Here is a 15,643-nt window from a genome sequence, read left to right on the forward strand (position 1 = left end):
TAGGGAGCATATACTATGGATGTATATATTCATGGAGGCCTGCGCAGCCCTATCGGGGTTGTACATGGTCAATATAAAACCCTTCGGCCTGAGGTACTGGGTGCACGTTTAATTAATGAGCTGTTGATCCGTAATACTATTACTTCAGTGGATGGTATATTCTGTGGTAATGCGGTAGGTACAGGCGGAAATTTAGGCCGTTTGATGGGGCTTATGACCAATTTACCTGAATCCGTGCCGGCCGTTACCGTGGATATGCAATGTGCATCTGCATTAATGAGTATTGAAATGGCATATACTCATATTAAGACGGGGGTTATGTGTTCCGCTATTGCCGGAGGTGTTGAAAGTTCCTCCTTACAACCACAGCGTACGTATGCGGATGGGGATGATCGTGAAGGCAGTTATATGGTGGCGCAATTTTCACCCCATGATCAATCTCCATGGACTATGCTGGAGGGGGCGGAACGAACAATAGCAAAATATAATATCGCGAAGGAAGCTTTATACCCGTTTATTATTGAGAGTCATCAAAAAGCTGATGCTGCTCGTTCCAATCAAATATTAAGTCAGTACATTATGCCTTTAGAAATCAATGGTAAGATTTGTAGAGACGAATGTATACGCCCTACAATGAATAAGAACCTATTAGGACGGATGAAACCTTTATTAGGGCCTGACTCCATAACAAATGCCGGAAATTCCTGCCTGACACATGATGGCGGCGCATTTGTATATCTCAGCAATAGAAAAGGCCCGTTTAGGATTCATAGTATGTTGCCTTGGGCCGGAAGTCCCCAGTATAGTCCGGAAGGAGCTTTGAAGAGTACAAAGGCCATTTTGGAACGCACTGGATTATCCATGGATGATATAGATGCGGTGGAATGGAATGAAGCCTTTGCTATTATTGATGTGCTCTTTCAGAAGGTCTATCCGGATCATATGGGAAAATATAATTATTTTGGAGGCGCGTTGGCATATGGACATCCTTATGGATGTTCAGGAGCCATATTAGTATTGCATTGTATGGCGGCTCTGGAGCAGTGCAACGGACGATATGGATTGTGCGCTATTGCAGGCGCCGGAGGTACAGGGACAGCATTAATTATAGAGCGGATGTAATATGAATATTATTGAACGATTGAAATCACATCGACAATTAAATCCGAAGAGTATAGCTTTGACTGTTGACGAACGACAATATACATATGAAGACCTCTGGGCGGATATTACCGGTATACAATTTGAACTATCATGTATGATGACGGAAGCGCAGGGTGGACGAAAGATTATTCTTATTCGTGATATATCTTTTTATAATCAATGTATACTATGGTTCGGTGCCCTATATAGAGGTTATATCCCCATGGTATGTCATAATGAAATGAATGATGATTATATAGAGAAAATAAAGGATGTTATTAAAACGGAAGGAATACCGCCTCGGGCGGATTTCGGTGTACTTACATCGGGGACTACGGGAAATCCAAAACCTTTATGGCGCAATGAATCGTCATGGCGTGACTTTTTTGATGTGCAAAATGGAGTATTTCATATCAATAGTCGGACTATCTTATTTTTACAGGGTAGTTTCAGTTTTACCGGAGTCAGCAATATGACCGTTGCCGTTCTTTGGGCAGGAGGGACCGTTTTAACATCTCAATCTTTGAAACCTAAAAAATGGATACAGCTGATGGAGGTGCATAGGGCGGATCATATATATGCGCTGCCTACGAAATTACGTTTATTGATGCGGCATTGTGAATGTACATTATCATCGGTTGATTATATTATCGCAGGGTCTCAAGTGTTGGATCGAGATTTGATGGAGCGATTGGAATTCATATGCCCTCGCATGCAGTTTATCCTGTATTATGGGGCATCGGAATTGAATTATATATCGTATTGTAGCGGTTCGGAATGGCTGGAGAGGGAACATACGGTGGGAAAGGCTTTTCCTTCTGTACAAGTTGAAGAGCAGGATGGTCTATTGTATATTACAACCGCTTATCATATCGAAGGGATTCCTGATACATATACGGTTAATGATTGCGGATACATCGACAGTGACGGATATATTATTTTTACGGGGCGTCAAGGGGATGTGGTGAATAAAGGCGGTTATAAGATATCCGTTCCATCCATGGAAAGGTATTTACAATCGTTGACCGGTGTTGATGAGGTAGCTGTCATTGTCATTGACGACGATATGCGCGGTGAGGACTTTGCGGTATTTATGGTTTTAGCTGAAGGCAGTTCACGAGCGGATGTATTTAATCGTATTCGTGAAAGTTTACCCTCCGTAGAATGGCCGAAGAAAATTTTGGATGTTCCTATGTTACCTTTAACAGAGTGCTCAAAAGTTGATAAACGAAAGTTAAAAGAATGGTATAATAAGCTTGTATGTTCGTAATGATTGAGGAGGCTTTATGCAGATAAATAAAGCGGTGCTGGAAATTTTTGATTTTACATCGTCTCTGGCGGTATACTCTGAACATGAACTGAAGGTCGGTGACCAGTCTGTGCAGGAGTATATCGCTGCTCATGTAGCAAAGGCTTTTAAGGATCCCGGAGCGCGTACGGGCACCTTACATACCGCTAGTCCCGTAGGAAAACAATTAGATGCTTATAAACAGGGAACCCTCGATTTTGTTACGCTCAGTAAAGAGTTAGGTGAAAGTTTATTTAACTACATGAAACAGGCTACAGATGGAATCGTTATTGATACTATTATCTGTGAAGCTGTCACGGATACTTCATATCTCTGTATACTGTTATGTCAGGCCCATGATGCTTTCACCCATCAGTTATTCAGTGAAGATGATGGGACTCTGACGACAGAGTTAGTAGCTCATAAGGCTGTTTTACCTATGCCGGCTCAGAAATTACGTGCCTTTGCAGCGATTAATACGAATGATTTATCGGTGCGTATCTTCGAGCCGAAGGGTGAGTTCGATGGCGAGGTATCCTATATTTTAGCGGATAAGGTTCTGCAGTTAGGTACGAATCAATCGTCGCGGGATACGGTAAAAAAGGTGAAAAATATTGTAAATAAGGTGGCACAGGCCCATGAGTCTGACGGTGTTGCGGAAATGACCATGGCAAAGTCCATGATTGCAAAAAATGCCGAGGTATCTGATACGGTAGATCCTGTGCGTATCGTAGAGGAAGTATTTAAGACCAGCCCGATTCAACAAGAGGCGGCGAAAAAGGAACTGGCGGATCAGGATATGATGCGTCCGTTACCTGTAAATCGGGAATTTGCCGTCAAGGTGGGGGAACATCATAAAATAAAGACCGATACGGGCATAGAAATTTCTTTTCCTGTTGAATATATGAAAAATCGTGAGTTTATCGAAATCGTGACGAATGATGACGGCACATTGCGCATCGAATTAAAAAATATTAATAAAATCGTTAATAAATAGTTTTATAATAATTAGAGTTTATTGTTACACTGATATATAAGGCGGGATACAATGAGTAAAGAGAAACACAAGAAAACAAATGCATTGCGTATCTTAGATACGCATAAGGTGCCTTATAACATTAGTGAATATGAATGGTCCGAGGAGCGGGCCGCCGGACTTCATGTAGCGGAGGTTTTAGGGCTTGATGAAAAGAAAGTATTTAAAACGCTCGTCGGCAGAGGGGATAAGACGGGTTATGTCGTCTTTTGTATTCCCGTTGCCGCTGAGCTGGATATGAAGCAGGCTGCTCGGGTCAGTCGTAATAAGTCTGTTGAACTTATTCACGTAAAAGATTTATTGGGGATTACAGGTTACTTGCGAGGGGGCTGTTCACCGGTAGGTATGAAAAAGTCTTTTCCTACGTACTTTGATGCAACCATGGAGATGCAAGATTCCGTTTATGTAAGCGCCGGTCTCAGAGGAATGCAGATGCAGGTTAATCCGGTGGAATTGGCAGCTGTTGTCAATGCCGAGTTTGCAGCGTTGACGATGGATCATTAAGAGGTGCTTATGGCTAAGAAATATTATGCTGTGCGGCATGGTCGCACTCCAGGAATCTATATGATCTGGGCCGATTGCGAACAGCAGGTAAAGGGCTTTGGCGGAGCCGTCTATAAATCGTTTCCTACCGAAGCTGAAGCTCGCGCATTTATAGCTGATGCGGATATGAATAAACCTGATTTTACCGAATCTGCCCATCTTGTCGCGTACATTGATGGCAGTTATAATAAACAGGCGAATATCGTTGGTGCCGGTGGTATTATATTCTTAAACGGACAGAAGGAAACCTTTTCATTTTCTTCCGCTGATGAACGGCATACAGCGTTTTGGAATGTAGCCGGTGAATTACTGGCGGCCATGCATGTTATGCAATATGCGGTAGATCATGGGATAGAGGAGTGTTCCCTTTATTATGATTACATGGGCATTGAAATGTGGGCTACGAAGAAGTGGAAACGTAATAACTCCCTTACACAGCAGTATGCGGAGTTTTATGATTCCGTCAAAGGGGCTGTCAATGTACACTTTCACAAGGTGGCAGCTCATACGGGCGATACGTATAATGAAATGGCGGATATATTGGCAAAAAAAGGTGCCGGTATAAATTGATTATCGCAGAAAGGAGGACGTTATGAATATTTGTGTAACCGGTGGGGCCGGATTTATTGGTTCTCATCTGGTAGATCGTTTGATTGATTTAGGGCATAATGTCCTGGTTATCGATAATCTATCTACGGGGATGCGTTCGTTTGTACATGAACGGGCACAGTTTAAAGAGATGGATGTTCGAGATGCAAATCTGACTGCCGTATTTGAAGACTTTAAACCTTCTGTTGTCTTTCATGAAGCGGCGCAAACGATGGTGCCTTCATCGATGGAAAATCCAAGTTACGACTGTGATGTGAATTTATTAGGTCTCATCAATGTTCTTGAAGCGTGTCGTAAGGTAAAGGTGGAGCAGATGTTAATGCCTTCATCAGCCGCCGTATATGGGGATTTGGCTATTTTGCCGCTCACGGAGGAGTTGAGCGGTAAACCGTCCTCCTTTTACGGATTAACAAAGCTCACCGCAGAAGGATATTTGCGGATTTATCATGAGGCCTTCGGACTCAATACAGTATGTTTCAGATATGCTAATGTATACGGCCCTCGTCAAGGTGATGGCGGTGAAGGTGGCGTTGTGAGCATTTTCAATCGTCTTATCGTAGAGGGGCAGGAGTTGACCGTTTTTGGAGATGGCGAACAGACCCGTGATTTTATCTATGTTGATGATGTAGTGGATGCCAATATTAAAGCTATGGGAAAACCGGATTGCACCGGGATTTATAATATATCCACCAATACAGGTGTTTCTGTGAATGAATTGATTGCTCGATTCCGTGCTATCAGCGAAAAGGCTTTTACTGTTCGGTATGAGGCCGAACGGGTCGGAGATATAAAGCATTCTCGTTTGAGCAATGTAAAAGCCATGGAGAATTTTGGCTTTGTTGCACAGACTTCCTTGGATGAAGGGTTGAAAAAGACACTGGATTATTTTATTAATCAGATTCGAAATAAATGAGTGTAAGTGGTTTGGGGATATGAGTGATTTACAGTTTTGGGTGACAATAGGCCTTTGGAATCTCATTGTATGCGGAGTCTACGGGTATGATAAATTATGTGCGATCAAGGGATATGATCGTATTTCTGAATTTACATTGTTGTTTTTAGCCTTTGCTTTCGCCGGACTGGGCGCATTATTAGGAATGGTTTTGTGGCATCATAAAACAGCGAAGCTGAAGTTTAGAATTGTTATTCCTATAGCTTTACTATGGTCTGTATACTCCATAGGTTTTGCCTATGCTTTGTGGGTGTATTGATTGTATAAACTAGTATTTTATTCATCTAATTGTGTTATAATAAAATAGTTAGTATATAAAAATAGTAGAGAAGGAGTTATTTGATGTTGAGGTTAGGTTCGGGGTTTGAATTAGATTATTCCAATATCTATAATGAAAGCTGCATACAAGAGCGGGATGTAAACAATTTTGAACGGGCGATACAAAATATATGGCATCACACGAATATTTTACGGTCCACCGGATTTGAAGAAGGACATGTGTCAAAAGACGGTCTACCGGAGCCTGTTCTGTTTTATCAGTTGCCTTATATTTCGGAGAATGGCATCAATACGCCGCATATGTTAGAACGTTTATATGAATTGCGTGATTATGCACGTAATCATATTGATACGGTCGTATCTGTGGGCATCGGAGGATCCTATTTAGGGAGCAAGGTTATCTTTGATGTTCAATGCGGATCATTCTGGAATAACTGCAGCGTTGAAGAACGCGACGGATATCCTCGTATGTATTTTGCGGGTTTTAACGTAGACGGCGTTTATTTAGATGGCCTCATGCGCACCTTGAAATATCAAGCGCAGGAAAAGGGCTCCGATTATAAGGTGATGCTTGTTATTACCTCGAAGTCGGGATCTACAATTGAACCGATGGCAAATTTTATGATTCTTGAAAAATTCTTACAGGAGAATCATATTAATTATGAAGTGGTGGCTGTTACGGATACATCCGATGATGAACATCCCACCGTTTTGCGGTCCATGGCTCTTGAAAATAACTGGAAAACGTATTCTATTCCCTACGGTGTAGGCGGACGTTTTTCCGTATTTACGGAGGTGGGCTTTGTAACGGCGGCTTTAGTGGGTTTTGATATCGAAGGATTCTTGGCGGGGGCCGCATCTATGGATGCGGCATGCCAGGATGAAGATACTTTCAGAAATCCGGCTTTGTTGAGCGCTTTGTTGAAATATATTGCATCAGAACGGTATGGACGTATTATAGAGGTGTTTATGCCTTATGGGGAAGCATTACATTCCCTGTCGGATTGGTATGTACAACTTTTATCCGAATCGTTAGGCAAGATGAGTAATACGTGTCTGCCGTATGGACGCACACCTGTGGCGGCAGTGGGAACAATGGATATGCATGCACAGGTACAGGAACATCAAGAGGGACGCTTAAATAAGGTTGTTCAATTTATTAAGGTGAAAGACTGGCATAATAATCTTGTCGTGCCGGATACATATAGTCAGTATGAACGGTTGCGCTCATTAAATAATGTAAATATTTGTGATATTTTAAATATCGCTTTAGATGCCAATCGTGAGGCTTTATCCACCGATAATCGTTTTAATATGACAATTACGGTGCCCACATTGAATGCTTTTCATTTAGGGGAAATAATGTTTATGCATTGTTGGGCCGTATATTTTGAATCTATTTTAGCCGGTGTAGATGCTTTCGATCAGCCTGGGGTAGAGGTTTATAAACGTCTGATCGGGCCAAAACTGGCAGAAGTAAAGAATTCGTATAATTAGTAGGGGGACGTTATGAATATTTTAGTTACCGGAGGTGCCGGTTATATTGGAAGTCATACAGTACGTGCATTGCAACGCGCCGGGTATACACCTGTTATCGTAGATAATTTGTCTCGAGGCCATGTGGAATCGATTCCTGAAGGCATTGATTTTTATAACATGGATATTGCCGATCCAAAATTGGTAGAGGTGATGAAGAAGCATCAAATTATCGGTATAATGCATTTTGCAGCTCATTCCCAGGTCGGTGAATCAATGCAGAACCCCGCTATTTATTATGAAAATAATGTAGTCGGCTCGTATCACCTCATCGAATCCGCCCGCCAAGCCGGGATTAAGCATTTTGTATTTTCCAGCACTGCCGCAGTTTACGGGGAACCGGAGGTAGTGCCGATTCGAGAGGATGCTCAATTACATCCGACGAATGTATACGGTCGTACAAAATTGATGATTGAAGATATGTTGTCCGATTACAGTGCTATTTATGGTTCCACCTATGTGGCACTGCGTTACTTTAACGCAGCCGGAGCCGATCCGTCCGGTACAATCGGAGAGGATCATCATCCAGAAACGCATTTAATTCCGCTGGTTCTTGATGCGGCACGGGGAAAACGCGAATATATTACCGTGTTCGGAACGGATTACGATACGCCGGACGGCACATGCGTACGCGATTATATTCACGTCAATGATTTGGCATCCGCTCATGTGTTGGCAATGGATTATTTGCGTAATGGCGGACAGTCTCAGGTGTTTAATTTAGGTAGCGGCAATGGATTTTCTGTGAAAGAAATTATTGAAACTGCCAAAGCCGTGACGGGAATAGATATTCCTGTTCAGTATGGAGATCGTCGTGCCGGAGATCCGGGAACGCTTATTGCATCATCGGAAAAAATTAAGGATTTATTGGGATGGAATTCTCAATTCAGTAATGTATCCGATGTCATCAAGGATGCATGGAAATGGCATACATCTCATCCGGAAGGCTTTATAACTAAATAGTCATAAAAATTATTTTGTCAATATATTTAATGACTCTATTGGTCACCTATGTGACCGGTAGAGTCTTTTTTTTGTAGGATTTGGAAAGGAGTTCCTAGAATATGTGAGTAGGAGGTGGACTATGAGTCTGAACACATATAAGGAGCGGGTATGGCGGTGGATTTATAAACAACGCATTGTAGTCAGTCATTATAAAATTGCAGTTATTAGCTTTACGATAGTAACATGTACCATACTTGGAATAGGATTAATTTTTCCTTACGAGGAGGAGTCGATTCACTTGTCTTCTGTTCATAGTGAAAGCGAATCTAAACTTGAACATAGTGAGACAAGTGGTAATCAGAGCAGTAATTCTGATAATCAGCGTAGTAATAGAACGCATCATAGTGGGGATACCGATAAACGGAGCCGTCATAGCGATACTGCTGAGCAGAGCAATAGTGACTCTAAATCAGTAAAAGGGCGATTACTGTATGATGTCAGCTCTGTGGAGCGGGCATATCCGTGGCGTGAAGTGTTTAAAGAGTTGCCTCTGAGCGGCAATGTTGACAAAGCAGATATGGATATAAAGGATGAACCTATGGGACGAGAGATCTATCATTCACCTAAGAACCGACGTGATATATCTCAGAAAAAAGTAAGTAGGCATCATGAAAATAATTATGAGAGTACTAAAGAAGTAAGTAATAGTCGCAATAAAACGGATAGGAGAAATCATTCAGAACCGGTGAGATCAACGGTACAATTAGTGGGTATCATAGAAGGTGAAACATTTGTTGCCGTTTTGCGAAGCGGCGCAGAGGAATGCTCCGTTACGACCGGGACGAAGTGGAAAGGGATTACAGTTAAATCTATAGGACGTACTGGTGTGGAAATTGTAGAAGGAGGTCAGGTGCGATGGCTTACGATGGATTGAATCGAAAATATATAGGTTTTATTACAAAAATTTTTCTGGTCTGTATAACTTTTGATTTACTTTTTTTAGGTATGGGCATGGCACAAGCTGTTGAGTCTACATCGACATCGCTCCCGATTAATCGTGAGATTGGCAATGAAAATAACGGAGCAGGGTACGCAGAAATTAAAAATGCTATTTCCTTATCTGTACATGATGCATCCTTGAAGGAAACCGTTCTCGGTATATGCAGAAGTTATGGATTATCCGCCATCGGGGTGGAGTCCTTATCCGGAAACATTACGGCCTCCGTTAAGGCGGATACCCCGGAGGAACTGATTGCTCAGTTGGGATCTCTTTATCATTTTTCCGTCACAAAGCAACATAAGACCCTTGTTATAGAAGGGGATGGCAAAGAGTTGGAGCAAAGAGAATTATATGTGTTAACGCCTCAACATTTGACGGCGCAGTCGCTCGAAGGCGTACTGGGCACTGTTGTGCATGCGGATAAGATGGCCGTACTTTCAGAGGGAAATGAAGTAGTATTACATATTACTAATGGAGAAAAACGGCGTGTAGAAACGTTGATGAAAGTGGTTGATAATGAACCGAAACAGGTACAACTGGAGGCAACCATCATCGCTATGGAAAGGTCGTATGTAAAAGAAACGGGAGTCCGTTGGTCATGGTTGAGCCTTATCGGACACGGAGAGGATAAGACGCACTCTTATGGGGCCGTATCGTTCGGAAAGACTCCGGCCGGGGACGCATACAGGTTTTTTGTGAAACCTGAGTTAAGCTTGATGGAGAACTCCGGGAAAGCGGTCCTCATTGCACGGCCGTCTATTATGGCATTGAATGGTGAAACGGCGCATATTTTAATCGGAGAGAGAATTCCCGTGGTGGAGGAATCACAGGTGAATGGTGAGCGGAAGACTTCGGTGCGCTATGAAGAGGTGGGTATAAAACTGAATTACACACCTATCGTTACTGAAGACGGATCGGTAGATGCCAAAATTCATGCTGAGGTGAGCACTCCTGTCATGGTGTCGGAAATCAAGGCTTATAAAATCAGCACGCGGCAAGCTCATACCCGTGTCCGATTGCGCCCAGGAGAAGTACTGGTCATAGGCGGACTCATGGATAATCGAGATCAACATCAGTTGCAGAAAATCCCCATCTTGGGTGACATTCCTCTATTGGGAAAGTTGTTTCGGCATAGCCGAAAAACCAAGGATTCCGTAGAAATGATGATGTTTGTAAGGGCTACTGTGATATAATGAAAGGAAATGATTGGGAGGTTATGAATGGAACGCATTCGAATGATAGGCCTTGGAAAATCATTTGGGGTGCGCCAAGTATTTTCCAATGTGTCCTTTGAATTAAAAGAAGGTGATCGACTTGCTTTAGTAGGTCCCAACGGGGCAGGTAAGTCGACATTGTTAAAATGTATATTAGGATATGAAGAACTGGACGAGGGCCATGTTGTTAAGTCGCCTGTGGCGAGTATAGGTTATTTACAACAGGATGTGAATCTCGGTGATGACAGTCTTGCTGATGAAATTGAAAAGGCTTGGGCCGATGTTCATGCTCTGGAAGAACAGCTACGCGATTTAACTGTTTACCTGGAATGTCATGAAGCCGAAGAAACAGATTTACAACGCCTCGATTACTTACAAAATCGTATTGAATGGCTCGGTGGATATGATTATGAACAGAAGTCAAAGCGCATTGTCTACGGACTGGGTTTTTCCGATGAAGATCTACATAAACCGGCCAACGCCTTTTCAGGCGGTCAGAAAACGCGCATTAATCTGGCAAAGGCGTTGGTTCGCAGTCCGGATTTTTTGTTTCTGGATGAACCTACAAACCATTTAGACATGGATATGCTTGAATGGTTGGAGGGCTATTTGTCATCCTATCCGGGGGGGATTTTAATCGTCAGTCATGATCGGTATTTTATGGACCGTATCGTGACGGGGGTTGTGGAACTTGATAATCATAAGGCGACCGCATATCGGGGTAATTACAGCCGTTATGTTCAACAGCGGAATGAGCGGCTTAAGGCGAATATGATTGCCTATGAGAAACAGCAAGAACATATAAGGAAGACGGAAGCTTATATTGATAAATACAGAGCCGGAATTAAATCCAAGATGGCTCGCGGCCGTCAGTCTCAGCTGAATCGACTGGAGCGGTTGGATGCACCGGTTATATCTCATCACTTAGATTTTTCGTTTCCGCCGGCAGGGATGAGTGCTGACAAGGTTTTGGTATTAGATCATCTCTCTGCAGGATATGGCGACAATCGAATTATTGATGATATATCCTTTGTCGTGCGTCGCGGAGAGTCTGTGGCTCTGATAGGTCCTAATGGTGCCGGTAAATCGACATTGGTAAAGACCATTGTAGGCGAAATTTTTCCTGAGGACGGTCATGTAGATATCGGCAATCGCGTGCAAGTAGGTTATTTCTCGCAGGAGCATGAGGAATTACATGAATCCTGGCAAGTTGTAGAAGAAATTATGAATCACTTTAACTTTACCGAAGAAAGGGCGCGTAATGTACTGGGTTCATTCTTATTTAAAGGGGATGATGTATTCAAACTAGTCAGCGATTTATCGGGTGGTGAGCGTGCCCGTTTGGCATTATTAAAATTGTTCCTGCAAGGGGATAATTTCCTTATTCTCGATGAACCGACGAATCATTTGGACATCCCGACCCGAGAAGTTGTAGAGCGGGCATTACAGCAATTTGAAGGTACTTGTTTTATCATTTCTCATGACCGGTACTTTTTAGATCAGGTTGCTACGAAAACGGTCGTCCTCAATGAGGGGCGGATTACGGAATACCTTGGCAATTATTCGTACTATAAAGAAAAGTTGAAGGAACAAGAAGAGCGGCTGTCTTTAGAAAATAAGGAGTACATAGGAGAGTCGAATGCTAAAGTCAGGACACAAGAACATGGCGAGCTTTCACAGACGGAATCTACGGAAGCACCTAAGAAACCTAATGCATACATGGTGGAAAAACAGTTGGCTGAAGTGGAATCGGAAATTGCCCGTTTAGAGGCGACCATGAAGATGTATGAGGTGCAGCTGGCTAATCCCGATGTACAACAGGACCTTGAAGAAATGGCCTCTATTTCAAGTCAGATTACAGCGACACAGTCGCAGCTGGATGAGCTATATGAAAGATGGGCACATCTATGTGAATAATATATAAATGGGATATAAATACAGCATTGTAAATTGCATCCTTTTAATTGACAAAAGTGTTAAAAACTTCATAATATAAGTATAGATTTAAAATGATTAATATTTTAAAGGAAGGGTGTAACATGAATAAATCCATGTTGAAAAAGGCGGTCATTTTCGGCCTTGCCGGAGTGATGGCGATTGCTGCGGGTTGTGGCAGCAATAAGGATGCAGGTAATGCAAATAATAATGAAGCTAAAATCGCATTGTTAACGACGACGACGGGCGGTGCGGCCGCATATGGTGAATCCATTAAATCCGGTGCCGAACTGGCGGTGAGTGAAATTAATGCTGATGCAAATTCTGTGAAAATCAATCTATTAGTAGAAGATACCAAAGGTGATAAAAATGAAGCGATTAACGCTATGAATAAGGTGATTTCAAAGGATAAAGTGGTCGGCGTTATCGGTCCTATGTTATCCGGTGAAATGATGGCAGCGGGCCCTGTAGCGAACAAGAGCAAGGTGGTTGCTCTCGGTACGTCTACTACAGCTGAAGGTATTACTGATATCGGCGATTATATTTTCCGTAATGCCGTACCGGAATCCTTGGCGGTGGATACGGCCATTAAAGAAGCACATAAAGTACTTGGTTTTAAAACGGCGGCCATTATGTACTCCAATAACAATGATCAGATGGTATCCGTAAATAATACGGCCCGTAAGGCGTTGGAAGCAGCCGGTGTTCAAATTATCGATACGGAAACCTTTGCCGATAAAGACACGGACTTCTCCGCTCAGTTGACGAAGATTCAACAGGCTAAACCGGATGTAATCGTAGTGGCATCTCTTTATCAAGAAGGTGCACTCATCATGAAAAAAATGCGTGAAATGGGCATGAATCAACCTGTAATCGGTTCTAACGGCTTCAACAGTCCTGAATTTATTAAAATTGCAGGTCCTGCAGCGGACGGTGTTATTGTAGGTACGCCTTGGTTCCCTAATAAGGATGACCAGAAGGTAAAAGATTTCCGCAAAGCTTATGTTGCTAAATATAACAAGGAACCTGATCAGTTCGCGGCACAAGCATACGATGCGGTATATCTTTACGAAGCGGCTTTAAAAAAAGCAGGCTCTACGACAGATCGTGAAAAATTCCGTGAAGCGTTGAAAAATATCGCTGACTTTGTCGGTGTAACGGGTCAATTCAAATTTAACGAAAAACGTGATCCGTCCATGGAAGTTCAAGTGTTACAAATCAGAAACGGTCAATTTGACGCATTAACAAAATAAGTTGAGGTAGTATAGTGTTTTTACAACAATTGGTTAACGGGTTAACCCTCGGTAGCTTATATGCTGTACTCGCTATCGGCTTAACACTAGTGTTCGGCGTTTTGAATATTATCAACATGGCTCACGGAGGCATCTTCATGGTAGGTGCCTTCGTTGGTCTTTTTATGGTGACAATTTTCAATGTCAACATTTTTGTAGCCCTTATCGTTGCTATGGCTGTAGGAGCTATCCTCGGTTACCTATTAGAACTTGTGGCGCTTCGTCCGCTACGCAAGAAAAAGGTGTCTCACTTGGCACCGCTTATCAGTACCATCGGTGTCTCTATCTTTATTGAAAGTTTGGCATTATTGCTTTGGGGGCCTCAAACGAGATCCTTTCCGACCGATTATATCGGTGGACTCATCGATTTCGGGGTGTTTAAAATTTCCATGGTACAAATCATCGGTTTAGGCGTGTCCGTCTTGCTGATGCTTATCTTAAATATAGTTATTAAAAAGACTAAAATCGGTAAAGCGATTCGTGCCGTATCGTTAAGTACAGAAACGGCTGCATTGCTCGGTATTAATCCGACCCTGATCATTTCCCTAACGGTTATGATTGCGTCTGCATTAGGAGCTGCAGCAGGTGTGCTTGTAGGGTTATCGTTTAACGCTATTGAGCCTACTATGGGGGTTATCATTGGTTTTAAAGGACTTGCCGTGCTAATTTTGGGCGGACTTGGTAATATTACAGGTGCTATGGTGGGCGGCTTTATTCTCGGTGTGGCGGAGGTTTTTTCTGTTGCATACGGGGCATCTACATTCCGCGATGCCGTGGCATTCGGTCTCATCATTTTATTATTATTCTGGCGCCCGCAAGGTTTATTCGGTTCTAAAGATAAAGGGGGGAGACCATAATGGATTTGTTAAACCCTTATTATCTTCAAATTGTGATGTTCTTTATCATCAACGCCATTATGGGGATTTCCATCTACTTTACATTGTCCAGCGGACAGCTTTCCCTCGGTGCAGCCGGATTTATGAGCGTCGGTGCGTATGTGGGGGCATTGCTTTCCCTGAAAGCTGAATTACCTATCGTTGTAGGTATTATCGTCGGAGGATTGGTGGCAAGCCTCGTGGCCGTAGTTATCGGTTTACCTACGACACGTCTTCGCGGCTTATATTTAGCTATTGCCACATTGGGATTTGGTGAAGTTGTGCGCGTTGTATTTTTGAATCTTGATGTTACGAATGGCGCGTTGGGTTTATCCGGTATTCCGTCTATTCCTCAGGAGCTTACAAATTATGCCTACGAATTTGACTTGGATGGTCTTATGGGCATCGATGCCGTTACATGGGGAAATTTAATGGCCATCATCATTTTATTTATCATATTGGCCATTACCATTGCTTTTTGTGTGCGTATCAATAATAGTCGCGTCGGTAGAGCCTTTGCTGCGATCAAAGCGGATGATCATGCGGCTGAATTGATGGGAATTAATGTAGTGTATTATAAGATGATGGCTTTTATCATCGGTGCTTTTATTGCCGGTATCGGCGGTGGATTGTATGCACATGTTACAAATTTCATCAATCCTACAGATTTCAGCTATCATAAGGTGGTACAAATCTTGTTATTCCCTGTGTTTGGCGGTTCAAATGTAGTATGGGGATCCGTATTAGGTTCATTTATCCTCACATTATTGCCGGAAGTATTACGTTTCTTGTCCGATTATCGAGACATTATTTACGGTGCGTTACTTGTCATTTTAATGGCTGTTCGACCGGACGGTATTTTAACAGAATCTATGGTGGACCGTATCAGTCGTAAATTAGGATTTAAAAAAGCCCCTTATATTCCGGAAACGCAAGTGTTAACGGAGCGTTTTGAAGCGTATAAACGAAAACAGGCTGAATCGAAGGAATAGGAGG

General features: G+C 42.6%; 15 protein-coding genes. All 15 read left to right on the forward strand.

Annotated features, from left to right (window positions below):
- Positions 1-15: 15 nt before the first annotated feature.
- Complete coding sequence (locus HMPREF1521_RS00390; protein ID WP_038114479.1) at positions 16-1,122, forward strand: thiolase family protein; 1,107 nt, start codon at positions 16-18, stop codon at positions 1,120-1,122.
- A 1-nt stretch (position 1,123) separates the two neighbouring features.
- Positions 1,124-2,413, forward strand: a complete 1,290-nt coding sequence (locus HMPREF1521_RS00395; protein ID WP_038114482.1) for an AMP-binding protein — start codon at positions 1,124-1,126, stop codon at positions 2,411-2,413.
- Between the two features lie 16 nt (positions 2,414-2,429).
- Positions 2,430-3,428: a nucleoid-associated protein gene (locus tag HMPREF1521_RS00400; protein ID WP_038114485.1), complete on the forward strand. Its 999-nt coding sequence runs from the start codon at positions 2,430-2,432 to the stop codon at positions 3,426-3,428.
- 51 nt (positions 3,429-3,479) lie between these two features.
- Entirely contained in the window at positions 3,480-3,971 is a 492-nt protein-coding gene (gene ybaK, locus HMPREF1521_RS00405) for a Cys-tRNA(Pro) deacylase (RefSeq protein ID WP_038114489.1), read from the forward strand.
- 9 nt (positions 3,972-3,980) lie between these two features.
- On the forward strand, positions 3,981-4,580 hold the full coding sequence (locus HMPREF1521_RS00410) for a viroplasmin family protein (RefSeq protein WP_038114491.1): 600 nt from the start codon (positions 3,981-3,983) through the stop codon (positions 4,578-4,580).
- A gap of 22 nt (positions 4,581-4,602) precedes the next feature.
- Positions 4,603-5,532, forward strand: a complete 930-nt coding sequence (locus tag HMPREF1521_RS00415) for an NAD-dependent epimerase/dehydratase family protein (protein ID WP_038114494.1) — start codon at positions 4,603-4,605, stop codon at positions 5,530-5,532.
- Between the two features lie 19 nt (positions 5,533-5,551).
- Entirely contained in the window at positions 5,552-5,830 is a 279-nt protein-coding gene (locus HMPREF1521_RS00420) for a DUF1294 domain-containing protein (RefSeq protein WP_038114496.1), read from the forward strand.
- An 83-nt stretch (positions 5,831-5,913) separates the two neighbouring features.
- A complete protein-coding gene (locus tag HMPREF1521_RS00425; protein WP_051435726.1) occupies positions 5,914-7,347 on the forward strand; it encodes a glucose-6-phosphate isomerase in 1,434 nt (477 codons plus the stop codon).
- Between the two features lie 12 nt (positions 7,348-7,359).
- On the forward strand, positions 7,360-8,349 hold the full coding sequence (gene galE, locus HMPREF1521_RS00430; RefSeq protein WP_038114500.1) for a UDP-glucose 4-epimerase GalE: 990 nt from the start codon (positions 7,360-7,362) through the stop codon (positions 8,347-8,349).
- Positions 8,350-8,470: 121 nt separating this feature from the next.
- Positions 8,471-9,265, forward strand: a complete 795-nt coding sequence (locus tag HMPREF1521_RS00435) for a hypothetical protein (RefSeq protein ID WP_038114502.1) — start codon at positions 8,471-8,473, stop codon at positions 9,263-9,265.
- The gene (locus tag HMPREF1521_RS00440; protein ID WP_038114503.1) at positions 9,247-10,524 is read left to right on the forward strand and encodes a type II secretion system protein GspD; all 1,278 of its coding nucleotides are present in this window, start codon (positions 9,247-9,249) and stop codon (positions 10,522-10,524) included. Before HMPREF1521_RS00435 ends, HMPREF1521_RS00440 begins: the two co-directional genes overlap by 19 nt.
- Before the next feature lie 27 nt (positions 10,525-10,551).
- Positions 10,552-12,462: a ribosomal protection-like ABC-F family protein gene (abc-f, locus tag HMPREF1521_RS00445; RefSeq protein ID WP_038114505.1), complete on the forward strand. Its 1,911-nt coding sequence runs from the start codon at positions 10,552-10,554 to the stop codon at positions 12,460-12,462.
- A 122-nt stretch (positions 12,463-12,584) separates the two neighbouring features.
- Entirely contained in the window at positions 12,585-13,733 is a 1,149-nt protein-coding gene (locus HMPREF1521_RS00450; protein WP_038114507.1) for an ABC transporter substrate-binding protein, read from the forward strand.
- Between the two features lie 14 nt (positions 13,734-13,747).
- A complete protein-coding gene (locus tag HMPREF1521_RS00455) occupies positions 13,748-14,629 on the forward strand; it encodes a branched-chain amino acid ABC transporter permease (RefSeq protein ID WP_038114509.1) in 882 nt (293 codons plus the stop codon).
- Positions 14,629-15,639, forward strand: a complete 1,011-nt coding sequence (locus tag HMPREF1521_RS00460; protein ID WP_038114512.1) for a branched-chain amino acid ABC transporter permease — start codon at positions 14,629-14,631, stop codon at positions 15,637-15,639. Before HMPREF1521_RS00455 ends, HMPREF1521_RS00460 begins: the two co-directional genes overlap by 1 nt.
- Positions 15,640-15,643: the final 4 nt, after the last annotated feature.

The sequence above is a fragment of the Veillonella sp. AS16 genome (genome assembly GCF_000517785.1).
GTDB lineage: Bacteria > Bacillota > Negativicutes > Veillonellales > Veillonellaceae > Veillonella > Veillonella denticariosi.